Here is a 23,073-nt window from a genome sequence, read left to right as displayed (position 1 = left end):
GCCGACCATGAAGCGTGCGCTCACCGTCCTGGGCGTCCTGGCCCTCGCGACGACCGCCTGCAGCGGAAGCGGAGGAGGGAACGTCCCCGGAGTGTCCGGCGGCACGGCCCCGGTCACCGTCCGCTGGTCCACGTGGGGATCGGCCGAGGACGTGAAGCTGTACGAGGCGTTCACCGAGGACTTCCACAAGCGCCACCCCGGCATCCGGCTGAAGCTGGAGTCCGTCGCCAAGTACGAGGACTACCACCCCAAGCTGCTCACCCAGCTCACCGGCAAGACGGCCCCCGACGTCTTCTTCGTCGGCGACGACAACATCGGCAAGTTCGTCCAGGCCGGGGTGCTCACGCCGCTCAACGACAAGCTGGCCGGGCCCGACTCCAAGAGCAGGCCGGAGGACTTCTTCGACGGCGTGTACGGCGGAGCCAGGAAGGACGGCCAGATCTACGGCGTCCCCAACGACACCAACCCCGAGGTGCTCTGGTTCGACAAGCAGGCGCTCAAGGACGCCGGCGTCACCGAGGACCCGGCCGCGCTCAACGCGGCCGGGAAGTGGACCATGGCGACGTACCTCGACATGAACGCCAAACTCAAGGCGGCGGGCAAGGCCGGGTCGATCTTCTGGAACTGGTACGGCTCCACGTACTCGATGATCAACGGCTTCGGCGGCAAGACGTGGGACGGCGGGAAGTTCGTCGCCACCACCGACCCGAAGTCGCTGGAGGCGCTGCGCACGCTCGCCAAGGGCTACCAGGACAAGACGTTCCTCAGCGCCGACCTGCTGCCCGACAGCAACGGGCCGTCCACCCAGTTCCTCAAGCACAAGGCCGGCTTCTACGCCGGGGGCCGCTGGGTGATCGACTCGCTGAGGAAGGGCGGCGAGCTGGACAACTACGACATCGTGCCGTTCCCCTCGCAGACCGGGCAGCCGATGCCGGGCGCGGTCGCCGCCTCCTACCTGGCGATCAACAAGGAGACGAAGCTGCCCAAGGAGGCGTTCACCTTCCTCACCGAGTTCGTGAGCAAGGAGGGGCAGCTCCTGCGGCTCAAGGACGGCGGCGCCGTGCCGTCGATCAAGGGCGCCGAGCAGGTCGTGCTGGCGGACGGCTACCCCGCCCACGCCCAGACCTTCCTCGACGTGCGCGACACCGGCTTCGCCAACTACCCCGAGGAGGTGTCCGTGCCCGGGCTCACCGCCGCGATCAACGAGCACCTCATGAAGGTGTGGACCGGCAAGGTCGGCTTCGACCAGGGCATGAGCGAGCTCGGCAAGCTCGTCGAGAGCAAGCTGGGCTAGCCGTGGCCGTCCTCACCCGGGCCCGCGCCCACGCGGCCCGCGCCCCTGAGCGGGTCAGGAACCGCGACGGGCTGTGGGCCGCGTTCTTCCTGGCGCCGCAGGTCGCCGCGCTGACGGTGTTCCTCGTCGCGCCGCTCGGCTTCGCCGTCGTGCTCGCGTTCATGCACTGGGACGGCCTCGGCCAGAAGCAGTGGGCCGGGTTCTCCAACTTCGCCGCGCAGCTGTCCGACCCCGAGTTCGGGCGCGCCGTCTGGAACACCGTCAAGCTGGCGCTGCTGACCGTGCCGTTCGGGCTCGGCCTGGCGCTGCTCATCGCGATCGCGCTGAACAGCGTCAAGGGCAGCGGCTTCTACCGCGTGCTGTACTTCCTGCCGGTGGTGACCAGCTCCGTGGCCGTCGCGCTCATGTGGCAGGTCATCCTCGCCGGCAACGACAACGGCGTGCTGAACACCAGCCTGCACCGGTGGTTCGGCATCAACGCGCCCGACTGGCTCGGCGACCCCGGCTGGGTCGTCGTCGCCATCGCCGTCGTGACGATCTGGTCGTCGCTCGGGCTCAACGTGGTGATCTTCCTGGCCGGGCTGCAGACCATCCCGCCGCAGGTCGTCGAGGCCGCCCGCATGGACGGCGCCGGCCCCGTGCGGATCTTCCGCTCCGTGACGCTGCCCCTGCTGTCGCCCACGATCTTCTTCTCCACGGTGGTCGCGGTGATCAGCTCGTTCCAGGCGTTCGACCAGATCTACGTGCTCGTCGATCCCCAGGACAACGACGGCGCGCGGACCATCGTCTACCAGGTCTACGAGCTGGGCTTCCGCGACTTCCAGTTCGGCATGAGCAGCGCCGCCGCCCTCATCCTGCTGGTGCTGACGCTGCTCGTGACCCTCGTCCAGTTCGCGGCGCAGAAGCGCCTCGTCCACTACGACTCGTGAGGGGGCCAGGATGCGACCCCGGCAGCTAGCCCTGCACGCCGCGCTCACCGCCGGCGGCCTGGCGATGCTGTTCCCGTTCGTCTGGATGCTGCTGACGTCGTTCAAGGGCGTGCGGCAGATGCTCAACGACCCGATCTCCTGGCTGCCCGCCCCGTGGCGCTGGGAGAACTACCCGGACGCCCTCGGCGCGATGCCGTTCGGCACCGCGTACTGGAACAGTTTCTACATCGCCGCGCTCAACGTCACGCTCACCCTGCTCACCTCCGCCATGGCGGCGTACGCGTTCGCGCGGATCAGGTTCAGGGGCTCGGGCGTGCTGTTCGTGGTGTTCCTGGCCACCCAGATGGTGCCGTCGCAGGTGACGGTGGTGCCGCTGTACCTGATGCTGGCGAAGTTCGGCTGGATCGACTCCCACCTGTCGCTCATCGTGCCGACCATCGCCAACCCGTTCGCGGTGTTCCTGCTGCGCCAGTTCATCAGGGCGGTGCCCGTCGAGCTGGAGGAGGCCGCCAGGATCGACGGCGCGGGCCGCTGGCGCTGCTTCTGGAGCGTGGTGCTGCCGAACATCCGGCCCGGGCTGGGCGCGCTCGGCATCATCGCCTTCCTGGCGTCGTGGAACTCGTTCTTCTTCCCGCTGATCTTCCTCAACTCGCCCGAGCTGGCCACGGTGCCGCTGCTGCTCAGCCAGTTCGCCGACGAGCGCGGCGCCGTGGACTACGGGGTCATCCTGGCCGCCTCCGCCATCGCGGTGGTGCCCACGCTGATCGCCTTCCTCATCGGGCAGCGGAGGATCATCAACTCGATGGCCGCGTCCGGGCTGGGAGGCCGCTGATGCTGGACCTGCGCGAGCGCCCCTTCACCGACAGGGGCTCGCGGCTGCTCGTCACGGCCGCCGACGACGGCTCGCTCACCGTGTCGCGGGCCCTGTACGAGACGCGGCTCGCCGACGCGGCCGTCCTGACCGGGCTGCGGGTCGTCGCGGGCGGCGCGGCCCTGCCGGTGCTGCGGGCGCTGCCCGACCGGGTGGAGTTCGCGGGCGGGGTGGCGATGGCCTTCGCCGGGCCCGACACGCTCGTCCTGTGCGGGGAGGACGCCGAGGCCGTATGGGAGGGCGGCCGGGCGCCCGTCGAGGGCTGCCTCACCCTGGTCGGCCCCGGCGGGGTCGCGCCCGGCGGCCCTCGCCACGACGGCGCGGCCGTGCTCGCCGCCGCGGGCGCACGCTGGCGCGACTGGTTCGCCCGCATGCCGGCCGTGCCGGCCGCCCTGCGCGAACGCGCCGAGCAGGCCTGGTGGACCCTCGCCGTGAACCTCGTCACGATCCAGGGCCGCGAGTCGCTCGTCCCCTCCAAGTACGGCTACGTCGGCCTGTGGAACTGGGACTCGTACTTCCACGCCATCGCGCTCAGGCACGCCGACCCGGCGCTGGCCAGGGAGCAGATCCGCATCCTGCTCGACCACCAGCGGCCCGACGGGCTGGTCCCCGACGTGGTGCACGACCACGGCGTCCTCGCCGAGACCACCGACCTGCCCCGCTCCGACCTGGCCAGGCTCGCCGAGCACGTCGGCGGCGAGCCGATCCGGGAGGTCGTCCCCGTCACCAAGCCGCCCCTGACCGCGTGGGCCGTCTGGAAGATCCACGAGCGGGACCCCGACCCGGGCTTCCTGGCCGAGGTGTACGAGCCGATCGCCCGCTCGCAGGAGTGGTGGTTCTCCCGCTCCGACCCCGACGGCGACGGCCTGGCCGAGTACCTCCACCCGTACTCGTCCGGCCTGGACGACAGCCCGGTCTGGGACCACGGCCCGCGCGCCGAGCCGCCCGACCTGAACGCGTACCTGGCGCTGCAGTACGACCGCCTGGGCGACATCGCCGCCGCGCTCGGGAAGGACCCCGCGCCGTGGCGGGCCAGGGCGCGGGCGCTCGTGGACCTCATGCTCGCCCGCCGCTGGAACGGCCGCCGGTTCGTCACCCTCGTCGGCGGGGGCGAGGTGGACGTCCGCACGCCGCTGGAGCTGATGCCGCTGTTCACCGGACGCCTCCCCGCGCCCGTCGCCGACCGGCTCGTGGCCGATCTGCGCTCGCCCGCCTTCTGGGGGGAGCGCCCGGTGCCCACGGTCGCCTTCGACGACCCGCGCTTCGACCCCGACGCGATGTGGCGCGGCCCGGTCTGGCTGAACGTCAACTACCTGCTCATCGACGGCCTGCGCCGCTCGGGTCACGCGGCGACGGCCGCCGAGCTGCGCGAGCGCACCCTGGCGATGGTGCGCGACGGCGGCGGGCTGTACGAGTACTGGAACCCGCTGACCGGCCGCCGAGCCGGCCGCGCCACGACCGGTTTCGGCTGGTCGGCCGCGCTCTTCCTGGATCTCGCGACGGAGTCCTGACGTCCCCCGGTTCGCCGCGCCCCGCTGGGGAACGCGGCGATCCGGGGTGATCCATGGCTATTGCCGACAATTTTGGTAGGTTATGCTGGATTCATTGCTTCACCCCAGCATCACGTACCTGAAGGGCAGTTCCCCATGTCTCCATCCAGACTGCGATCCACCGCCGTGGTGAGCACCGCCATGCTCGCCGTCGTGGGGCTCCTCGGCGCCTGTGGCGGCGGGGACGCTGCCGGCGCCGCCGGGGTGGCGAGGAGCGACGGGCGGCCGGTGTACGGCGGCACCCTGACCTACCTGGAACACCAGCCGCCGACCTGCCTCTACCTGCCGGCCGCCGGCTTCTATCCCAACGGCGGCATCCTCAACCAGATCACCGACAAGCTCACCTGGCAGAACCCCGAGACGCTGGAGATCGAGCCGTGGATCGCCACCAAGTGGGAGATCAACAAGGACGCCACCGCGTACACCTTCCACCTGCGTGACGGGGTGACCTTCAGCGACGGCACCCCCGTGGACGCCGACGCCGTCGCCGCGAACTTCGACGTCTACGGCCTCGGCGACGACAAGCTGAAGCTGCCCGTCGCCGAGTTCGTCAACAACTACGAGCGCAGCGAGGTCGTCGACCGGCTCACCGTGCGCTTCCACTTCAGCAAGCCCTCGCCCGGCTTCCTCCAGGGCACCTCCGTCATCGGCGCCGGCCTGGTGTCGAAGAAGACGCTCAGCCTGCCCTACGAGCAGCAGTGCCAGTTGAAGAACGTCATCGGCTCCGGCCCCTTCACGCTGAAGAACCAGGTCGTGGACAAGGAGGTGGACCTGGTCGCGCGCAAGGACTACGACTGGGCGCCGCCGTCGTCGAAGCACCAGGGCCGCGCGTACCTCGACGAGATCAAGATCATCGTCACGCCCGAGGACAACGTGCGCGTCGGCGCGCTCACCTCCGGCCAGGCCGACATGGTGCGCTACGTCCAGGCGTACGACGAGAAGACCGTGCGGGACGCCGGGTTCCGCGTCTACGCCGAGCCCACCAGAGGCGTCAACAACGGCCTGTACCTGCGGCCCGGCAACAGCATCCTCAAGGACCTCGACGTCCGCAAGGCGCTCCAGGCGGGCACGAACGCCAAGGAGGTCGTCGACACGCTGTTCACCCCCAACTACCCGGTCGCCACGTCCGTGCTCAGCCACCTGGCCAAGGGCTACGTGGACCTGTCCAAGGAGCTCGCCTACGACCCCGCCGAGGCCGGCTCGCTGCTCGACCGGGCCGGCTGGGTCAGGGGCGCCGACGGCGTCAGGGAGAAGGACGGCAGGAAGCTGCGGCTCGGCGTGTTCGTCGCCGGCCCGCAGCCGCTGTCGAAGCAGACGCTGGAGCTGGTCGGCCAGCAGTGGGCGAAACTCGGCGTGCAGCTGGAGATCCGCCCAGCCGACTCCGGCACGCAGGCCGTGGACATCAAGGACGCCGAGAAGACGCCCCTCCAGCACAGCATGGTGGGCCGCGCCGACCAGGACGTCATCAAGAGCCAGTTCCACAGCGAGAACCGCGACGCGATCCTGTCGCACGACGAGAAGCTGGACAGGCTGCTGGAGGAGGAGTCGGCCCAGCCCGACGAGGCCAAGCGCAACGCCAAGGTCGGCGAGATCCAGCGCTACGTCGTCGACCAGGGCTACGTCATCCCGCTGTTCGAGGAGCCGCAGGTGTACGGCGCGGCCCCGTACGTGCAGGGGATCGCCTTCGAGGCGGTGGCCAGGCCGTGGTTCTACTCCGTGTGGAAGTCGCGGCGGTGACCAGATACCTGCTGTCGCGGGTCGGGCAGGCGGCCCTCGTCCTGTGGGCCGCCTTCACCGCCGGCTACCTGCTGCTGCAACTGCTGCCCGGCGACGCGATCCTCATCAAATTCCAGAACCCCGAACTCGGCCTGTCGCCCGGACAGATCGCCGAGATCCGCTCCTACTACGCGCCTGGCAGCCCCTTCCTGGACTACCTGCGCACCCTGACCGGGTTCCTGCACGGCTCGTTCGGCTACTCGATCGACACCGGCACGCCCGTCGTCGAACGGCTCGGCGAGGCGCTGCCCGAGACGGCGCGGCTCGCCTCGGCCGCCTTCCTCCTGGCCCTGGTCATCGCCGTGGTGATCGCCTTCGCGGGCAGCCACAGCCGGACGTCGTGGATCAGGGGCGCGCTGCTGTCGGTGCCGTCGCTGCTCGTCGCCGTGCCCGCGTTCTGGCTCGGCATCCTGCTCATCCAGGTGTTCTCGTTCCGGCTCCGGCTGATGCCCGTCATCGGGGGCTCCGAGCTGCAGCAGCTCGTCCTGCCCGTGCTGACGCTGGCGGTGCCCGTCTCGGCGCCGATCGCGCAGGTGCTGGCCAGCAGCATCGACGAGGTGTCCACGCAGCCGTTCGTGCCGGTCGTCGCGGCCAAGGGCGCGTCGCGGTGGTGGATCCTGTGGCGGCACGTCGCCCGCAACGCCGTGCTGCCCACCATGACCGTGGCCGGCCTGACGTTCGGCGAGCTCGTCGCCGGCTCCGTCGTGACCGAGACCGTGTTCGGCCGCAACGGCATCGGCAGGCTCACCGAGCAGGCGGTCAACGCCCAGGACACGCCGGTGCTGCTGGCCGTCGTGGTGCTCGCCGCCGGTGCGTTCGTGCTCGTCAACCTCGTCGTCGACCTGCTGTTCCCGGTGCTCGACCCGCGCCTGAGGGCGGCCTCGTGAGGCGGCCGAAGGCGCGCGGCGGGCCCGCGTCCAGGGGCCGCGGCGTGCGGCGGCCGAAGGCGCGCGGCGGACCCGTCCTCGCCTGGGCCGTCATCGCCGTGACCCTGCTGTGGGCGCTCGTCCCCGGCCTGTTCACCGGCCACGACCCCCTCGCGGGCGTCCCCGCCGAGAAGCTGCAGCCGCCGGACTGGCACCACCCGTTCGGCACCGACGCCGTCGGCCGCGACCTGTTCGCCCGCGTGGTGCACGGCTCGGTGCACTCGCTGTCGGGCGCGCTCGTCGCCGTCGCGGTCGGCCTGCTCGCCGGCACGCTGCTCGGGCTGCTCGCCGGCTCCGCGGGCGGCGTGCTCGACGAGGCCGTCATGCGCGTCGTGGACGTGCTGCTGTCGGTGCCCGGCCTGCTCCTGGCCCTCACCGTGATCGTCCTGCTCGGCCCAGGCACGGTCAACGCGGCCGTCGCCGTGGGCGTCGGCTCGGTCGCCGCGTTCGCGCGGCTCTCCCGCGCCGAGGTCGTCAGGGTCAGGCGCACCGAGTACGTGGAGGCCGCGTTCGGCAGCGGCGGCGGGTTCGCCGCCGTGCTGTGGCGGCACGTCCTGCCGAACTCGCTCGGCCCCGTCATCGCGCTCGCCGCGCTGCAGTTCGGCGTGGCCATCCTTGCGCTGTCCACGCTCAGCTTCCTCGGCTACGGCGCCGAGCCGCCCACGCCCGAGTGGGGGCTGCTCATCTCCGAGGGGCGCAACTACCTGGCCACCTCGTGGTGGCTGACGACGCTGCCCGGCGCCGTCGTCGTTGCCGTGGTGCTCGCCGCCGGGCGCATCAGCCGCTCCGTCGGCAGGGAGAACGGAAGGGAAGGAGCATGAGCCTGCTGGAGGTCCGCGACCTGGCCGTCTCCTACGACGGCAGGCGCGCCGTGGAGGGCGTCTCGTTCACCGTCGAGCCGGGCGAGGTCGTCGCCGTCGTCGGCGAGTCCGGGTCGGGCAAGTCCACCACCGCGCACGCGATCATCGGCCTGCTGCCCGGCAACGCCGCCGTCGAGTCAGGACGCGTCCTGCTCGGCGACGCCGACCTCGCCACCTGGTCGCAGCGCCGCCTGCGGACGGTGCGCGGCGCCCGCGTCGGCCTGGTGCCGCAGGACCCGTCCACCTCCCTCGACCCGGTCAAGACGGTCGGCGCGCAGATCGGGGAGGTGCTGCGCCTGCACGGGCGGCGCGACCGGCGGGAGGTGCGCGCCCGCGTCCTCGACCTGCTCGCCCGGGTCGGCCTGCCCGACCCGGAGACCCGGGCCCGCCAGTACCCGCACGAGCTGTCCGGCGGCATGCGCCAGCGCGTGCTCATCGCCATCGCCATCGCGCTCGGCCCGAGCCTGATCATCGCGGACGAGCCCACCAGCGCCCTGGACGCCACCGTGCAGCGGCGCATCCTCGACCTCCTCGACGACCTGCGCGCCGAGTCCGGCACCGCCGTGCTCCTGGTGACGCACGACCTCGGCGTCGCCGCCGGGCGCTCCGACCACCTGGTCGTCATGAAGGACGGCGGCATCGTCGAGCAGGGCCGCACCTCCGAGGTGCTGGCCGCGCCCCGGGCGGAGTACACGCGGCGGCTGCTGGCCGACGCGCCCGCCCTGTCGGCGCGGCCCTTCCGCGACCCGCCTGCCGCGGACGAGCCCGCCGTCGTGGTGCGCGACCTGGTCAGGGAGTTCCGCGTCGGACGGCGGCCGTTCCGCGCCGTGGACGGCGTCTCCTTCGAGGTGGCGCGCGGCACCACGCACGCGCTCGTCGGCGAGTCGGGCTCCGGCAAGACCACCACGGCCCGCACGGTGGTGCGCTTCGCCCGGCCCACGTCCGGCACGGTCACCGTCACCGGCGCCCCCGACGGGCGCGGGTTCCGCCGCCACGTCCAGCTCGTCCACCAGAACCCGTACGGCTCGCTCGACCCCCGCCAGACCGTCGGGGAGATCGTGGAGGAGCCGCTGCGCAACTTCGGGGCCGGCGACAGGGCCACCCGGCGCGCCCGCGTCGCCGACCTCGTCGAGCGGGTGGCGCTGCCCGAGGACGTGCTCACGCGCAGGCCGCGCGAGCTGTCCGGCGGCCAGCGCCAGCGCGTCGCCATCGCCCGCGCCCTGGCCGCCGGGCCCGAGCTGCTCGTCCTCGACGAGGCCGTCTCGGCGCTCGACGTCACCGTCCAGGCGCAGATCCTCGACCTGCTCGACGGCCTCCAGCGCGAGCTGGGGCTCACCTACCTGTTCATCTCGCACGACCTGGCCGTCGTACGCCAGATCTCGCACACCGTCTCCGTCATGAACGAAGGACGCATCGTGGAAACCGGAACCACCCGCCAGGTCTTCACCGACCCCCGGCACCCCTACACCCGGGAGCTGCTCGCCGCCATCCCGGAGCCCGTCCGATGAGGCTCGGCTTCTTCACCCGCGTGCTCGACGACGCACCGGCCGGCGAACGCTACCGGCTCGCCGCCGAGCAGATCGCGCACGCCGAGGCGCACGGCTTCGACTCCGCCTGGGTCGCCCAGCACCACTTCGACGGCTCAGAGGGCGGCCTGCCCGCGCCCCTGGTGCTCCTCTCCCACGTCGCCGCCCGCACCAGCAGGATCAGGCTCGGCACCGGCATCATCACGCTGCCGCTGGAGGACCCCGTCCGGGTGGCCGAGGACACCGCCGTGCTCGACCTGCTGACCGGCGGCCGGCTGGAGATCGGCGTCGGCAGCGGCGGCACGCCCTCGTCGTTCGCGCCGTTCGGCCGTGACAGCGCGCGGCGCTCCGCCGACTACGCCGAGCACCTGGCCCTGCTGCTCAAGGCGTGGGCGGGCGGCGACCTCGGCGGCGGCAACCGGCTCTACCCGCCCGCGCCCCGGCTGCCCGGCGCGGTCTGGGAGGCGACGTTCTCCGTCGCCGGGGGCGCCCGCGCCGGCCGGGCCGGACACGGCCTCATGCTGTCGCGCACCCAGCCCAGGCCCGCCGACGACCCGCAGGCGAGCCTCGCCGACATCCAGCGTCCCATCGTGGACGCCTACCTCGACCACCTGCCGCCCGGCGCCGAACCCCGCATCGCGGCCTCGCGCACCGCGTTCGTCGCCGACAGCAGAGCCGAGGCGCTGCGGTACGCCGAGTTGGGGCTCGGCCGCGGCAGGCTGCCGTTCGAGCTGCCGTCCGACGACCTCGACAGCCGCATCGCCGCCTTCGACGTCCACCTCGGCACGCCCGAGGACGTCGTCGAGAGCCTGCGGGCCGACCCGACGCTCGACCGCGCCACCGACCTGGTCCTCCAGGTTCACTCCGTCGACCCGCCCCACCCGCTCATCCTTCGTTCGATCGAGCTGCTCGCGACCGAGGTCGCGCCCGCGCTCGGCTGGCTACCCTCCACGGAATCGAGCACCGCGTGATCACCGACGTCATCGACCACCTGGCCGGCATCACGCCGGGCTCGCCGCTCGACCGGCTGCGCGACCGCAGGCCCGACGCCCGCGAGCACGCCCAGCGCGCCTTCGACGCCCTGTTCAGCCCCGACGAGGAAGGCGAGGTCACGCTCGTCGAGCGCGACGCCGTCGCCGCCTTCGTCGCCGGGCTGCACCAGGACCACGCCGCCGCCGGCTTCTACACCGGACGCCTGGCCGACCTGGCGCCCGGCCTGGTGCCCGCCGTTTCGGCCGAGGTGGCCGCCGGCCGCGTCAAGGGGCCGTACGGGGTCTACCCCGACGGGCCGCTCGCCGCGGAGAGCGAGGTCGGCCCCCGCTACCGCGTCCACGACCCGGAGGCGCTGGGCGAACGGCTGACCGCCGCCTTCGAGCACGCGCACCTGCTCGTGTTCCGCCCGCGCGAGGCGAGCGGCGACGACCTCGACGCGCTCGCCGAGCACGGCTGGGGACCCACGGGCGTCGTCACCCTGTCGCAGCTCGTCGCCTTCCTCAGCTTCCAGACACGGGTGGTCGCGGGCCTGCGGCTGCTCGGCCAGAAGGGAACCGCCACCTCATGACCGGCTTCACCCAGGACCGCCTCGGCTGGACGCCGTGGCTGCCGCCCCTCGCCGAGGAGGAGTTGACCGAGGAGCACCACGAGGCCCTGGTCGACAGGGCCCGCGCCGCCTCGCCGTACTTCCTCCTGCTGGCCCGGGACCCGGCCGTCCTGCACGCCAGGACCAAGACCGACAACGACATCTTCCACAACGCCGACGGCGGGCTGCCGCGCGCCGAGCGCGAACTGGCCGCCACCGCCACCTCGCGCCGCAACGGCTGCGTGTTCTGCGCCTCGGTGCACGCCCGCTTCGCGAGCCACCACTCCAAGCGGCCCGAGGACGTCCAGCGGCTGCTCGACCAGGGCGTCGGCGCGCCGCAGGACGCCCGGTGGCAGGCCGTCGTCGACGCCGCCGCCGCGCTCGCCTCCACCCCGTCCGACCTCGGGCCCGAGCACATCGACGCCCTGCGCGACGCCGGGCTCGACGACCTGGCCGTCAGCGACGTCATCCACGCCGCCGCCTTCTTCAACTGGGCCAACCGCCTCATGCTGTCGCTGGGCGAGCCGGTCGAGGAGGCCACGCGATGACCGCCGAGCAGACCGGCGCGGCGAACGCCGAGACGAACGCCGAGCAGACCGGCGCGGCGAACGCCGAGACGAACGCCGAGCAGACCGGCGCGGCGAACCCCGAGACGAACGCCGCGAGGACCGGCGCGACGACCGACCCGAGCGGCCCGAGGACCGGCGCCGGCCTCGACCACCTCGTCTACGCCGTCCCCGACCTGCTCGCCGGGGTCGCCGCCTTCGCCGGGCGCAGCGGGCTCACCCCGGTCGCGGGCGGCAGCCACCCCGGCGGCACGGCCAACTACCTCGTCCGCCTCGGGCCCGAGTCGTACCTGGAGATCATCGGGCCCGACCCGGACGCCGCGCCCGGCACCCGGCCGCGCGCGTTCGGGCTGGAGACCCTCACCGCGCCGCGCCTGGCCGCCTGGGCCGTGCACCCCCGCGACCTCGACGCCGCCGTACGGACGGCCAGAGAACGCGGGTACGACCCCGGCGACGTGCAGCCGCTGTCGCGGCGCACCCCGGCGGGCACGCTGCTGGAGTGGCGGCTCACCCGGCGCGACGACCCGGCGGCCGTCCGGCCCGTGCCGTTCCTCATCGACTGGGGCGCCACCCCCCACCCGTCCTCCTCCGGCCTGCCGGAGGCCCGGCTGGCGTCGTTCTCCGCCGTCCACCCCGACCCCGCGGCGCTGCGGCGCGAGCTGGACGCCCTCGACGTCGAACTCGACGTGACGCGGGGCCCCGACGTCGCGCTGCGCGCCGTGCTCGACACCCCGCGCGGCCCCCTCACCCTCACCTGACCAGGAGGAACACCATGAGCACCCTTCGCGAGTACCTGGCGCACAAGCGCGCCGCCCTGCTGGCCCGCCGGGAAGCGCCCGCGCCGGGCCCCGTGCCGCTGCACGCCCACGTCACCGCCGAGGGACGCAGCGGCGTCCGGCGCATCAGGATCAGGGACTTCCAGGTCATCAGCGACAGCGGCCCCGACTTCGCCGGCTACGACCTCGGCCCCGGCTCGCCCGAGCTCCAGGCCGGCGTGCTCGGCAGCTGCGTCACCCACATCTTCCTCATCAAGGCCGCCGAGCTGGAGGTGCCGATCGACGCGCTGGAGGTGGACGTGCGCGCCGAGTACGACCCGAGAGCCCAGCAGCCCGGCACGGCGGACGTGCCCGTGCACCCGTACGGCTTCCGCTACGAGGTGCTGCTCGACTCGCCCGCCTCCGACGAGGAGCTGGCGCGGCTGCACGCCGAGGTCGAGCGGGTGTGCCCGATCCTGAACCTGCTCCGCGAACCGCAGGAGGTGAGCGGCACGATCGTCAGGGCCCGCGCCGGGCGGGAGGCGAACGGCGTCGGCGCCCCCGCCGCCGCTGCCGTCTCCTGACCGCCCGCCCCCGCCGCCGCTCCTGTCTCCTGAGCGCCCGCCCGCTTCCCCCGAGGTGACGCCCGGCGGGCTCCCGACCCCACGTCCGGGAGACGGGCGCGGCCGAACACGCACGGCCGGGATCGATCGTGCCGCTCGCCGTGGTGGCCGGCGCGTCAGGCCCCGGGGAAGCCGGGGAGCGACAGCTCAAGGCGGCTGAGACGGTCCGGGTCGCCGATCGCCTCCAGTCTCGTGATCCTGTCGCCCTCCACGGTGAGCAGCAGCACGAGCTCCAGCCGTCCCCGCGGGGCGACGACGATGCCGAGGGCGCCGTCGACGAGGATCGGCTCGGCGTGGCGGGCCCGTCCGGAGTTGGTGAGCGTCTCCTCCGCGACGCGGCGGGCACCCCGGACCTCCAGCGCCTCCCGCGTGGGCGCCGCCACCCGGTCGGCCCTGCGCACCACGCCCGGGTCGAGCACGGCGAGCAGGGCGTCCAGGTCGCCCGCGCGCGACGCGGCGAGGAAGGCGTCGACCACCTCGCGCTGCCTGGCCAGGTCGGGCGTGGGCGCCGGCGCCGCACCGTGGACGCGGTGCCGCGCGCGGCTGGCCAGTTTCTTCGTGGCGGCGAGCGAGCGTTCGACGATCGCCGCGATCTCGTCGAACGGCACGGCGAACAGGTCGTGCAGGACGAAGGCGACCCGCTCGGCGGGGGTGAGGGTGTCGAGGACCACGAGCAGGGCCAGGCCGACCGAGTCGGCGAGCACGGCCTCGTCCTCAGGGCCGGCGCCGCCGCCCGCCGGGGCCAGCTGGTCGAGCTCGGCCACGCCGGCGAACTCCTCGCCGCGGCGCCGCCGCGAACGCAGCATGTCGAGGCAGACGCGGGCGACGATCGTGGTCAGCCACGCCGTCATGTCGGCGACCCTGGACGAATCGGCGCGGGAGGCGCGCAGCCACGCCTCCTGCACCGCGTCGTCGGCCTCGTCCGCTGAGCCGAGCATGCGGTGGGCGACGTCGCGCAGCCGGTCGCGGGATCGGTCGAAGTGCTCGGCCAGCTCGGTGTGAATGTCCATCGGTCACCTTTCGTCGTCGCCGTTCGTCCTGTCAGTGGAGGGCCGGACGACACGGGACGGAGGATCGGCGTGGCCGAACCGATGGGGGTCGAGTGGGAAGACGAAGACCCCGGGCGATTGTCGCGCCCTTCTCCAAAGGGCGGGGCAATCCTTTCGGCGCTGCCCTGAATGATAGCGGGCCGGCATTGTCCCGGCGCCTGAAACCCGCTGTGTCGATCGGCGTCTGCCCAGCTCGGAGGCGAGATCATGCTCTTCTTGAAAGCTCGAACGAATTCGCCGCGAGCGCTTGGCCGTCACGCATTCTGTTTCGAAAGGGTAAGCACCGTGAGTGAGACCGTGATCCGAGTCGACGACGAGGTCGCCACCTTCGTCAACGTCTTCGACGTCGACCCGTCCAGACAGCAGGAGCTCATCGAGATCCTGAAGGAGGGCACGGAGAAGGTCATGCGGAACCGGCCGGGCTTCGTCTCGGTGAACCTCCTCGCCAGCGCCGACGGCACCCGCGTCGTCAACTACGCCCAGTGGCGCAGCCTCGACGACGTCAAGGCCACCATGGCCGACCCCGAGGCGCAGAAGTTCGCGAAGCGCACGGCCGAGATCGCCAAGCCGGCGCCGCATCCGTACGAGGTGGTCGCCACCTACCACGCCTGACCCGCGGGACGACGCAGGACCGCTCCGCCCCGGTGACCCGGCAGGGGTTCGCCGGGGCGGGCGGTGCGAGGTCAGGGGGAGCTCGTCGCGGGGATCTCGGTGTCGCGGATGAACTCACGGATGGCACGGGTGAGCACCTCCGGCTGGTCCTCCGGGATCAGGGTGTAGCTGTCCTCGATCTCGACGAGCCTGGCGTCAGGGAAGAGCTCGGCCAGCCGCCGGCCGTGTTCGCGGGGCATCAGGCGGTCCTCGGTCGCCCACGCGACGAGGACGGGCCGGTCGAAGGACCGCATGCGGCCCGCCAGTTCGAGCAGCTCCGGCCTCGGCGGTATCGAGCCCGTGTACTTGGCGATGTCGCGACGGATCTCCCGCTGGGTGCGGGCGGGGCGGAACCAGGAGTCCATGACGTCACGGGGCACCGGGCGCTTGCTCATCCACCCCCAGCCTCCCGGCATCCGGCGCATCGGTTCCGTCCGGAGCAACTGCATGGTGGACAGGAGCCCGCCGGGGAGCCTGGCGGCGAGCGCGATGGCGCGTCCGGGGATGCCCGGCGGATAGTTGTCGAAAGCCTCGCAGGCGCTGAGGACGAGCCGGCCGACCCGCCCGGCGCGCCCCTCGGCGACCAGCAGCTGCGCGCCGCCCCAGTCGTTGAGCACCAGGGTCACCTCGCGAAGGTCGAGTCGTTCCAGGAACTCGCCCACCAGGAGGGCGAGCCCGCGCAGGGAGAGGTCGGCGTCTGGACGCATGGGACGCCGGTGGCTGCCCAAGGGGAGGGTGGGCAGGACGCAGCGGTGGTCCGCCCGCAGGTCCGCCACGACGTGCCGCCACACCGAACTGTCGATGGTGAGGCCGTGCAGGAGGACGACGACGGGGCCGTCACCGCCGGTGTCCTCGTAGTCGAGGGTTCCCGCGGACAGTTCGATCTCAGGCATGGCCGCACCCACACTTCGTCGCACTTGATAGATCGTTCTATCGGGACGTTATCCTATAGGCGAGAGTGACGCGACAGCCGCAGCCGTGGAGCGTGGATGGCAGGCATCGGAGACAGCGGAGAGCCCGGAAAGTCGAAGGACATGAGAGGCGGTAGAGGGGCGAACAGGGACACCAGAGGCCGGATCATGGAAGCCAGCGGCGACCTCTTCCGCCGCAACGGATACACCGGCACCGGCCTGAAGCAGATCGCGACCGAGGCCGGCGCGCCGTTCGGCTCGATCTACCACTTCTTCCCCGGCGGCAAGGAGCACCTGGGCGCGGAGGTCATCCGCTGGTCCGGTGCGATGTACCTCCGCCTGTTCGAGACGATCATGGACGCCGCCCCCGACGTGCTCACCGGCGTGCACGACTTCTTCGCCGGGGCGGCCGAGACGCTCCGGGAGACCGGTTACGCGGACGCCTGCCCGATCGCCGCCGTCGCGCTGGAGGTCGCCAGCACCAATGAGCCGCTCCGCCAGGTCACCGCGGAGGTCTTCGGAAGCTGGATCGACGCCGGCACCGAGCGGCTCGCCGGGTCGGGCCTGTCGCGCGAGACGGGGCGCATGCTCATGATCTCCATGCTGGCCGGGCTGGAGGGGGCCTTCGTGCTGAGCCGCGCGCTGCGCAGCACGGAACCGGTGGAGGTCGCCGGGGCGACCGCGGTCGCCGCTGTCCGCGAGGCCCTCGGCCGCGTCCAGCCGGACGTCGCGCGTACGCCGTCGTCCGAGGAGATCCGGTAGCCGTGCTCCCAGCCCGGAGCATCCCTCACCCCGGCCGCGACTCCCGCGGAGGGCGCCCCGAACCGGAAGCCCGGTTCCGAGATGTAGTGCCCTCCCGGTGGCAGCATGCTCGACGTCGCCACCGGCACCGGCGTCATCGCCCTCCGTCACGCACGGCTGTCTCCTCCGCGGCGTCGACGCTGCCGAGCGCGTGCTCGCCGAGCAGTACCGCGTGCTCAAGCCGGGAGGCCGGGCCGGCTTCGCCTCCGTCGCGTGGAAGAAGAGGTTCCTCGGCACTCACATGATGATCTCGGCTGGGAAGCGACAGCCTTCAGCGGCTCGCTGATCCTCCGCTCGTCGCGGACGCCCGGTCTCCGCCCGGCTGCGGTCCGCCGCGCGGGCCGGGAGGCGGGGGAGCCGGTGCCATCTTGATCGGACGGCGTCGCGTAGCAAAGCTGTTGGTCTTCACGTCTTCACCGAACCAGCGGAGAACTCCTGGTCAGTGCGGTCGTCATCAGACCGTCACACAACGGTGGAACGCCCGTCATCAGGCTGCCGGCGTCACTTCCGGAGATCTTCCACGGAGATGGACGGGCCCTACCGGTCGAGGCTCGACCGGTAGGGCGTCATGAACCGGTGCCGGGGCATCTGGTCGGCGAGCACGCCGCCGTCCACCACGAGGGTGGCCCCGGTGACGTACCTGGCGGCGCCGGAGGCGAGGTAGACCACCGCGCCCGCGACGTCGTCGGGTTCGCCGTAGCCGCCGGCCAGCGGGATGCGCTCGGCCCAGGCGGACTCGAACGCCTGCCTGTCGAACGGGAACTCCCCGTCGATCGGCGTGGCGATCATGCCGGGGGCCACCGCGTTCACGGTGATGCCGTGGCGGCCCAGCTCGGCCGCGAGCGACCGGGTGACCAGCTCCACCGCGCCCTTGGAGGCGTTGTAGTGGGCCAGCCCCGCCTCGGCCATCAGGCCGTTCTTGGACGACACGTTGACGATCCTGCCGCGCACGCCCGAGGCGATCATGTGCTCGGCGACGCGCTGCGACAGGAAGAACACGGCGTCGAGGTTGACCGCCATGATCTCCCGCCAGCCCGCCACGGTGATCTCGTTGAAGTGCTCGAGGCGGGCGATGCCGGCGTTGTTGACGAGCACGTCCACGGGCCGCTCCGCCCACAGCCGGTCGGCCAGGCCGGCGAGCCCCTCGGTGTCGGCGAGGTCGTACGCGACCGTCTCGCAGGCCCGGCCGTGCGCCTCGACCAGCGCCCTGGTGTCCTCCAGGGGTGGCCCCCCTGGCCGGTCCACGAGCACGAGGTCGGCGCCCGCCTCGGCGAGGGCGGCGGCGATGGCCTGCCCGAGGCCGCGGGCGGCGCCGGTGACGACCGCCCGCCGCCCCTCCAGCCCGAACCGGCCGCTCACGACAGCCCCAGCAGCGGCAGCGCGTCGCGGTGGATCAGGCGCTCGATCTCGTCGCGGTCGAGCGGCGGCAGCCCGGGGATGCCGGGCACGGCGCCGACCGCCCGCAGCCCGTCGATCGAGGCGTCGACCGTCGTGAACGGGTAGTCGCTGCCGAACAGCAGCTTGGGCCACACGCCGTAGTCCTGCACGAGCCGGAGGCTGTGCCAGAGCTGGAACGGCCGGTAGTGCAGCGCCGACACGTCGGCGTAGACGTGGCGGTGCTTGCGGATGACCGCGATGCACTCGCCCTCGAACGGGTGCCCCAGGTGGGCGAGGACCATCCGCAGCTCCGGGTGGCGGATGGCGACCTCGTCCAGGTGCACGGGCAGCGCCCAGCGCAGCGGCGCGGCCGACACGAACGTGGTGCCGGTGTGCACCAGCAGCGGCAGCCCGTGCCGCTCGGCGTAGGCGTACAGGTCGTCGTACTCGGGGGCGGCCGGGTCGAAGCCCGCGTACATCGGCATGAGCTTGATGCCGCGCAGCCCCAGGTCCTGGTGGCCGTGCTCCAGTTCGTCGCGCCAGCCCGGCTGGGTGGGGTCGAGCGACAGGTAGCCGATGAGCCGGTCGGGGTGCTCGGCCGCGTACGCGGCCACGGCGGCGTCGTCCACCCACAGGCCCGACCTGCGGGCCTTGCCGCCCACCACGACGGTACGCGTGTCCTGCGGCGCGGAGGCCGCGTAGTCGGCCCAGCGCACGGAGAGGTCGACGTGACCTCCGTGCGCGCGGGCCGACTCCGCGGCGAAGGGGTCGCCCACGTCGTCCGGACAGGTGAACAGGTGCGAGTGGACGTCCACGATCATCGGCGGTCCCGCTTCTCCCAGCCCTCGGCGAACATGTTCCAGAAGCGGTGGCTCGGCGGGTGCTCCTCGAAGACCTCGTCGGCCAGGTCGATCCCCAGCCCCGGCTTCTCAGGAATACCTATATATCCGGACTCGACGGGGAGTGCGCCCCGGACCGCCTCGAACACGTACGGCTCCAGCAGCCCGTCGAACGTCTCCAGGATGGTGAAGTTCGGGATGCCGAGCACCGCGTGCACCGACGCCGTCGTGCACAGCGGCGAGTTGGAGTTGTGCGGCGCGACCGTCATCGCGTGCAGGTCGGCCAGCGCGGCCAGCTTGCGCACCTCGGTGAAGCCGCCCGCCATCGACAGGTCCGGCTGGATGATGTCCACCGCGTCGGTGGCGAACAGCCTGGCGTACTCGTAGCGGTTGTGGAAGTGCTCACCGCCCGAGATCGGGAAGGCCGCCCGCTGCCGCAGCTCCGCGTACCGCTCGATGTGCGTCCACGGCAGCGGCTCCTCGAACCACCCGATGTCGTACGGCTCCAGCTCCCTGACCAGCCGCGCCGCCGTGTGGAAGGCGAAGCGGGCGTGCCCCTCGACGAACAGGTCCACGTCGGGGCCCACGGCCTCGCGCACGGCCGCCACGATGTCGAGCGACAGCCGCAGCTCGGCGCGCGACAGCTCGCCGAGGCCCGCGCCGAACGGGTCGAACTTCAGCGCCGTGTACCCCTTGGCCACGGTCTCCTTGGCCCGCGCGGCGAACGCGCCCGGCTCCCTGTCGCCGGTGTACCAGCCGTTGGCGTACACCCGCACGCGGTCGCGGCAGGCGCCGCCGGTGAGCCGGTAGGCGGGCACGCCGAGCGCCTTGCCCATGAGGTCGTACAGGGCCTGGTCCACGCCCGAGACGACGATGCCGCCGACGTCGCCGCCGCGCAGGAAGTCGCCCTGGTAGAGCCGCAGCCAGATCTCCTCGACGTCGAAGGGGTCGGCGCCGATCAGGTGCCGCTCCGCCATCGCCTCGGCGAGCTGACAGGTCTCCCTGGCGCGGAACGGGTGGGTGATCTCGCCGACGCCGGTCAGGCCCTCGTCGGTGTGGACGCGCACGTAGCTGAAGTCGCGCCAGGCGGTGCCCAGCGTGAGGGTCTCGACGCGGCTGATGCGCCCGGCGGGGCCCACCGGGCGTGACGTGTCGACCGTCAGCATCAGCGGGCCCCTCCCATCGTGGAGGCGCCGCTGAGGTCGGCGACGGCGTCGCCGGCGGCGAGCTGCTCGCGCACGGCGCGCTCGGTCGCCTCCAGCAGCCGGTCCACGTCGGCGTCGGTGTGCGCGTAGGAGAGGTGGCTGCGCTTGAGGTTGAGCGGCAGCTCGAAGATGCCCTGGTCGACCATGCGGCGACGGTACCCGACGAACATCCCGGTGTCGTTGGCGAGGAGGTCCTCGTAGGTGCGGGGCAGCTCGTCCATGAAGTACGTGACGAACACCGAGCCGTACCCGGTGACGACCGCGGGGACGCCGAGCGGGGCGAGCACGCCGGGCAGCTCGGCGCGCACCCGCTCGCCCAGGCGGAACACGTGCTCGTGCACCGGTTCGGCGCGCAGCTTGCGCAGCGTGGCGAGGGCGGCGGCGACGACCGCGGGGTGGCCGTTGTAGGTGCCGGCGAAGAACACCGGCGCGCCGGGCCTGGAGCTGAACTGGTCCATGAGGTCCGCGCGGCCTCCGAGCGCGCCGACCGGGTAGCCGTTCGCGATGGCCTTGCCCATGGTGGTGAGGTCGGGGACGACGCCGCTGACGCCCTGCCAGCCGGCGAGGCCGTGCCGGATGCCGGTGATCACCTCGTCGAAGACCAGCACGCTGCCGTGGGCGGTGCACTCGTCGCGCAGGGTCTGGAGGAACTCCTGCTCGGGGAGCAGGCATCCGACGTTGTGCGGCACGGGCTCGACGATGACGGCGGCGATGTCGGCGCCGTGCTCGGCGAACGCGGCCCGCACCCCGTCCGGGTCGTTGAAGCGCAGCACGAGGGTGGCGTCGAGCACCTCGGGCAGGATGCCGGTCGAGATGGGGTCCTTGCCGCCGACCCGCTCGGGGGCGGAGATGACGTTCAGGCTGACCGAGTCGTGCCAGCCGTGGTAGCAGCCCTGGAACTTCACCACCAGGCGGCGGCCGGTCACGGCCCGCGCGACGCGCAGGGCGTGGAAGGTCGCCTCCGAGCCGGTGCTGGTGAGCAGCACCCGCTCCATGCTGGGGATGAGCTCGACGAGGGTCTCGGCCAGCTCGATCTCGCCCTCGGTGACGCCCACGCCGCACAGGTCCAGCTTCCGCCCGGCCTCGGCGACTGCGCCGGCGACGTCGGGGTCGTTGTGGCCGAGCAGGGGAGGGCCGAAGGCCGCGTGGTAGTCGGTGTACTGCCGCCCGTCCGAGTCCCAGAAGCTGGCGCCCTGCGCCCGGCTGATCACCAGGTCGGTGAGGCCGGGGACGTTGCGCTGCCCGCTGTTGACGCCGCCGGGGATGACCCGGCGGGCGCGTTCGGGCAGTGACGTGGACGGGGCCGGTTGCTGCATCACATGGTCTCCTTGGCCGCCGCACCGGTACCAGCCCCGTACCGGTGTGACGTTCGTGTTTCCGCCGCAGGTGGATGAGTTACGAACACTATTCGGGAGTACCGAACAGATGTGGGCATCTTAGGCGGCAAGTTTTCCAAGGTCAATGCCGACTCGTGGATAAGTCGCGGTGGAATCCGGTAAGCTGTTCGGTCATGACGAACAGTGATGGGGAGAATTCGCGCTACTGGGTCCGCAGCGTGGCCCGCGCGGCCGAGGTGCTGGAGGCCCTCGCCGGCGGCCCGCCCGGCCAGGGGCTCAGCGTCACCGAGATCGCGGCGGCCTGCGGCCTGTCGAAGAGCTCCGCCTTCGCCACGCTCTACACGCTCCAGCACTACGGCCTCGTCGCCGACGACGGCGAGGGCATGAACCGGCGCTACCGGCTCGGCATGACGCTCGCCCGGCTCGGCGACCGGGCCCGTGACCAGCTCTCGCTGCGGGACGTGGCCCGTCCCATTCTGGTGGAGCTGACCCGCGCCACGGGCATGAACTCGAGGCTCGCCGTCTCCGAGAGCGACCAGGCGGTCGTGATCGACCAGGTGAGCAACGGCGAGCGCATCCAGGTCGACCTGCGCATGGGCGTCAGGGAGCTGCCGCACTGCACCGGCCTGGGCAAGGCGCTGCTCGGTCAGCTCGACGACGGGCAGGTCGCCGAGGTGATCGCGAGGGTCGGCCTGCCCCGGCGCACCTCCCACACCATCACCGACCTCGACCGCCTGCTCGACCACCTGCGCGACGTGCGCGCCGTCGGCTACGCCGTCGACGACGAGGAGGACGCCGACGGCGTCTTCTGCATCGGCAGCGCGCTGCGCGACCACTCGGGGGCCTGCGCGGGCGCCATCAGCATCACCGGTCTCAAACTGGGCCTGTCCATGAGCAGGTACCAGGAACTGGGCCGTCAGGTGCGCGACGCCGCCGACCGGATCTCCCGAGAGCTCGGGTACGGCCCTTGATTTCCCGCCCCGACTCTGTCTAGGGTTCTCCCCACATCGGGCGAACAGCTGGCCCCCGCGATGTCACAGCCCCCGACCGCGGACGGTTCAGGTCAGCAGCTCCGCCGCCTGCGAGCGCCACTCACGCTTACGCCCGGCCTTCATCCACCCGCCTTGCCGTGCCGCATCCCCCCGGCCGGTCCGAAGGTTGAGGCCTTTCGTGAACCACTCACAACAACCACCCCCCAACCGCCGTGCCCTCCTCGCCACCGGCGCCGGCGGTCTCGCCCTGCTCACCCCCGCCCTGCTCGCCTCCGCCGCCTTCGCGGACGAGGTGAGTGAGCTGAAGGACCCCGTGTACGAGGCGGCGACGGTGGCGGAGCTGCTGGCCGTCAGGCCGGAGAAGGTGCCGGCGGGCACGCTGGTGCGGGTCGCCGGGTACGCGGCGGCCGGTGACGGCGGCGGCATGCTGGTGCGCTGGGACGCCGAGTCGGCGGCGGCGGTGAACGGCGGCACGGTGCTGGGGTCGGGGGCCAAGGGCCGCTGGCTCCAGGTGCACCGGGGCGTCGGCGACTTCCGGACGTTCGGCGTCTTCGACGACAAGAAGCCGGCGGACGCCGCGCTCGACGCGATGGTGAACGACCCGTCGATCCACCGGATCGAGGCCCACACCGACCTGCTCTTCGTCAAGCGCCACA

Annotated in this window: 23 protein-coding genes; 17 read left to right on the top strand and 6 right to left on the bottom strand. The window is 72.4% G+C overall.

The genetic code is table 11. From position 1 onward, the window contains the following. Positions 1-7 precede the first annotated feature (7 nt). The 13 genes from BMX74_RS16450 (at position 8) to BMX74_RS16390 (ending at position 13,216) form a co-directional block, all read left to right on the top strand. Positions 8-1,294 (top strand): ABC transporter substrate-binding protein, encoded by a 1,287-nt coding sequence (locus BMX74_RS16450; RefSeq protein ID WP_091101266.1) that lies wholly within the window; start codon positions 8-10, stop codon positions 1,292-1,294. A 2-nt stretch (positions 1,295-1,296) separates the two neighbouring features. Then, positions 1,297-2,223, top strand: coding sequence for a carbohydrate ABC transporter permease (locus BMX74_RS16445; protein ID WP_091101264.1), 927 nt, complete (start codon positions 1,297-1,299; stop codon positions 2,221-2,223). A gap of 10 nt (positions 2,224-2,233) precedes the next feature. Further along, positions 2,234-3,055, top strand: a complete 822-nt coding sequence (locus tag BMX74_RS16440; RefSeq protein WP_091101261.1) for a carbohydrate ABC transporter permease — start codon at positions 2,234-2,236, stop codon at positions 3,053-3,055. Continuing rightward, entirely contained in the window at positions 3,055-4,605 is a 1,551-nt protein-coding gene (locus tag BMX74_RS16435) for an amylo-alpha-1,6-glucosidase (protein WP_091101259.1), read from the top strand. Before BMX74_RS16440 ends, BMX74_RS16435 begins: the two co-directional genes overlap by 1 nt. A 135-nt stretch (positions 4,606-4,740) precedes the next feature. After that, positions 4,741-6,381 carry a TIGR04028 family ABC transporter substrate-binding protein gene (locus tag BMX74_RS16430; protein ID WP_091101256.1) on the top strand — a complete coding sequence of 547 codons (1,641 nt, stop codon included), beginning with the start codon at positions 4,741-4,743 and terminating at the stop codon, positions 6,379-6,381. After that, entirely contained in the window at positions 6,378-7,307 is a 930-nt protein-coding gene (locus BMX74_RS16425) for an ABC transporter permease (RefSeq protein ID WP_091101254.1), read from the top strand. Before BMX74_RS16430 ends, BMX74_RS16425 begins: the two co-directional genes overlap by 4 nt. Beyond that, positions 7,304-8,167 carry an ABC transporter permease gene (locus BMX74_RS16420; RefSeq protein ID WP_091101252.1) on the top strand — a complete coding sequence of 288 codons (864 nt, stop codon included), beginning with the start codon at positions 7,304-7,306 and terminating at the stop codon, positions 8,165-8,167. Before BMX74_RS16425 ends, BMX74_RS16420 begins: the two co-directional genes overlap by 4 nt. Beyond that, positions 8,164-9,714 (top strand): dipeptide ABC transporter ATP-binding protein, encoded by a 1,551-nt coding sequence (locus BMX74_RS16415; RefSeq protein ID WP_055502425.1) that lies wholly within the window; start codon positions 8,164-8,166, stop codon positions 9,712-9,714. Before BMX74_RS16420 ends, BMX74_RS16415 begins: the two co-directional genes overlap by 4 nt. Continuing rightward, positions 9,711-10,703, top strand: coding sequence for a putative FMN-dependent luciferase-like monooxygenase (locus BMX74_RS16410; protein WP_055502424.1), 993 nt, complete (start codon positions 9,711-9,713; stop codon positions 10,701-10,703). The genes BMX74_RS16415 and BMX74_RS16410 overlap by 4 nt, the downstream gene beginning before the upstream one ends. Further along, on the top strand, positions 10,700-11,293 hold the full coding sequence (locus BMX74_RS45655) for a CMD domain protein (RefSeq protein WP_055502423.1): 594 nt from the start codon (positions 10,700-10,702) through the stop codon (positions 11,291-11,293). Before BMX74_RS16410 ends, BMX74_RS45655 begins: the two co-directional genes overlap by 4 nt. Continuing rightward, the gene (locus tag BMX74_RS45650) at positions 11,290-11,859 is read left to right on the top strand and encodes an alkylhydroperoxidase domain protein (protein WP_091101249.1); all 570 of its coding nucleotides are present in this window, start codon (positions 11,290-11,292) and stop codon (positions 11,857-11,859) included. The genes BMX74_RS45655 and BMX74_RS45650 overlap by 4 nt, the downstream gene beginning before the upstream one ends. Continuing rightward, entirely contained in the window at positions 11,856-12,635 is a 780-nt protein-coding gene (locus tag BMX74_RS16395) for a VOC family protein (RefSeq protein ID WP_091101246.1), read from the top strand. Before BMX74_RS45650 ends, BMX74_RS16395 begins: the two co-directional genes overlap by 4 nt. A 14-nt stretch (positions 12,636-12,649) precedes the next feature. Continuing rightward, positions 12,650-13,216 (top strand): OsmC family protein, encoded by a 567-nt coding sequence (locus tag BMX74_RS16390; RefSeq protein WP_055502421.1) that lies wholly within the window; start codon positions 12,650-12,652, stop codon positions 13,214-13,216. 155 nt (positions 13,217-13,371) lie between these two features. Here BMX74_RS16390 and BMX74_RS16385 read toward each other — a convergent pair whose 3' ends face one another. Further along, a complete protein-coding gene (locus tag BMX74_RS16385) occupies positions 13,372-14,265 on the bottom strand; it encodes a sigma-70 family RNA polymerase sigma factor (RefSeq protein WP_055502420.1) in 894 nt (297 codons plus the stop codon). Between the two features lie 324 nt (positions 14,266-14,589). Here BMX74_RS16385 and BMX74_RS16380 point away from each other — a divergent pair, with 324 nt between their 5' ends. Continuing rightward, positions 14,590-14,916: an antibiotic biosynthesis monooxygenase family protein gene (locus tag BMX74_RS16380; protein ID WP_218153972.1), complete on the top strand. Its 327-nt coding sequence runs from the start codon at positions 14,590-14,592 to the stop codon at positions 14,914-14,916. 71 nt (positions 14,917-14,987) lie between these two features. On the opposite strand, the gene BMX74_RS16375 is transcribed toward BMX74_RS16380, so the two are convergent. Then, a complete protein-coding gene (locus BMX74_RS16375; protein WP_055502418.1) occupies positions 14,988-15,848 on the bottom strand; it encodes an alpha/beta fold hydrolase in 861 nt (286 codons plus the stop codon). Positions 15,849-16,034: 186 nt separating this feature from the next. Between BMX74_RS16375 and BMX74_RS16370 the strand changes: the two genes are divergently transcribed. Beyond that, the gene (locus BMX74_RS16370; RefSeq protein WP_055502417.1) at positions 16,035-16,628 is read left to right on the top strand and encodes a TetR/AcrR family transcriptional regulator; all 594 of its coding nucleotides are present in this window, start codon (positions 16,035-16,037) and stop codon (positions 16,626-16,628) included. Positions 16,629-17,204: 576 nt separating this feature from the next. Here BMX74_RS16370 and BMX74_RS16365 read toward each other — a convergent pair. From BMX74_RS16365 to BMX74_RS16350, 4 genes are read right to left on the bottom strand one after another with little or no spacing between them, the layout of a single operon-like run. Beyond that, entirely contained in the window at positions 17,205-18,026 is an 822-nt protein-coding gene (locus tag BMX74_RS16365) for an SDR family NAD(P)-dependent oxidoreductase (protein ID WP_055502416.1), read from the bottom strand. Further along, a complete protein-coding gene (locus BMX74_RS16360) occupies positions 18,023-18,865 on the bottom strand; it encodes an amidohydrolase family protein (RefSeq protein WP_055502415.1) in 843 nt (280 codons plus the stop codon). The genes BMX74_RS16365 and BMX74_RS16360 overlap by 4 nt, the downstream gene beginning before the upstream one ends. Further along, complete coding sequence (locus BMX74_RS16355; protein WP_055502414.1) at positions 18,862-20,049, bottom strand: mandelate racemase/muconate lactonizing enzyme family protein; 1,188 nt, start codon at positions 20,047-20,049, stop codon at positions 18,862-18,864. Before BMX74_RS16355 ends, BMX74_RS16360 begins: the two co-directional genes overlap by 4 nt. Beyond that, complete coding sequence (locus BMX74_RS16350; protein ID WP_091101240.1) at positions 20,049-21,404, bottom strand: aspartate aminotransferase family protein; 1,356 nt, start codon at positions 21,402-21,404, stop codon at positions 20,049-20,051. The genes BMX74_RS16355 and BMX74_RS16350 overlap by 1 nt, the downstream gene beginning before the upstream one ends. Positions 21,405-21,598: 194 nt before the next feature. On the opposite strand from BMX74_RS16350, the gene BMX74_RS16345 reads away from it, so the two are divergent. Both BMX74_RS16345 and BMX74_RS46295 read left to right on the top strand, forming a co-directional pair. Then, positions 21,599-22,396, top strand: coding sequence for an IclR family transcriptional regulator (locus BMX74_RS16345; protein ID WP_082534766.1), 798 nt, complete (start codon positions 21,599-21,601; stop codon positions 22,394-22,396). Positions 22,397-22,595: 199 nt separating this feature from the next. After that, positions 22,596-23,073, top strand: a 478-nt coding sequence (locus BMX74_RS46295; protein WP_218153971.1) for a hypothetical protein, incomplete at its 3' end; no start/stop codon positions are given.

Origin of the sequence: Nonomuraea pusilla (genome assembly GCF_900109355.1) — a bacterium.
GTDB classification, from domain to species: Bacteria; Actinomycetota; Actinomycetes; order Streptosporangiales; family Streptosporangiaceae; genus Nonomuraea; species Nonomuraea pusilla.
The sequence above is the reverse complement of the archived record's forward strand: the minus strand, read 5'-3'. Positions and strand labels throughout refer to the sequence as shown.

Excerpts from the sequence above, each read along its gene's own strand:
- BMX74_RS16355 (WP_055502414.1), bottom strand. The coding sequence starts at position 20,049 with ATGCTGACGGTCGACACGTCACGCCCGGTGGGCCCCGCCGGGCGCATC.
- BMX74_RS45650 (WP_091101249.1), top strand. The coding sequence starts at position 11,290 with ATGACCGGCTTCACCCAGGACCGCCTCGGCTGGACGCCGTGGCTGCCG.
- BMX74_RS16450 (WP_091101266.1), top strand. The coding sequence starts at position 8 with ATGAAGCGTGCGCTCACCGTCCTGGGCGTCCTGGCCCTCGCGACGACC.
- BMX74_RS16350 (WP_091101240.1), bottom strand. The coding sequence starts at position 21,404 with ATGCAGCAACCGGCCCCGTCCACGTCACTGCCCGAACGCGCCCGCCGG.
- BMX74_RS16360 (WP_055502415.1), bottom strand. The coding sequence starts at position 18,865 with ATGATCGTGGACGTCCACTCGCACCTGTTCACCTGTCCGGACGACGTG.
- BMX74_RS16390 (WP_055502421.1), top strand. The coding sequence starts at position 12,650 with ATGAGCACCCTTCGCGAGTACCTGGCGCACAAGCGCGCCGCCCTGCTG.
- BMX74_RS16430 (WP_091101256.1), top strand. The coding sequence starts at position 4,741 with ATGTCTCCATCCAGACTGCGATCCACCGCCGTGGTGAGCACCGCCATG.
- BMX74_RS16410 (WP_055502424.1), top strand. The coding sequence starts at position 9,711 with ATGAGGCTCGGCTTCTTCACCCGCGTGCTCGACGACGCACCGGCCGGC.
- BMX74_RS16395 (WP_091101246.1), top strand. The coding sequence starts at position 11,856 with ATGACCGCCGAGCAGACCGGCGCGGCGAACGCCGAGACGAACGCCGAG.
- BMX74_RS16415 (WP_055502425.1), top strand. The coding sequence starts at position 8,164 with ATGAGCCTGCTGGAGGTCCGCGACCTGGCCGTCTCCTACGACGGCAGG.
- BMX74_RS16370 (WP_055502417.1), top strand. The coding sequence starts at position 16,035 with ATGGAAGCCAGCGGCGACCTCTTCCGCCGCAACGGATACACCGGCACC.
- BMX74_RS16375 (WP_055502418.1), bottom strand. The coding sequence starts at position 15,848 with ATGCCTGAGATCGAACTGTCCGCGGGAACCCTCGACTACGAGGACACC.
- BMX74_RS16440 (WP_091101261.1), top strand. The coding sequence starts at position 2,234 with ATGCGACCCCGGCAGCTAGCCCTGCACGCCGCGCTCACCGCCGGCGGC.
- BMX74_RS16345 (WP_082534766.1), top strand. The coding sequence starts at position 21,599 with ATGACGAACAGTGATGGGGAGAATTCGCGCTACTGGGTCCGCAGCGTG.
- BMX74_RS16385 (WP_055502420.1), bottom strand. The coding sequence starts at position 14,265 with ATGGACATTCACACCGAGCTGGCCGAGCACTTCGACCGATCCCGCGAC.
- BMX74_RS16435 (WP_091101259.1), top strand. The coding sequence starts at position 3,055 with ATGCTGGACCTGCGCGAGCGCCCCTTCACCGACAGGGGCTCGCGGCTG.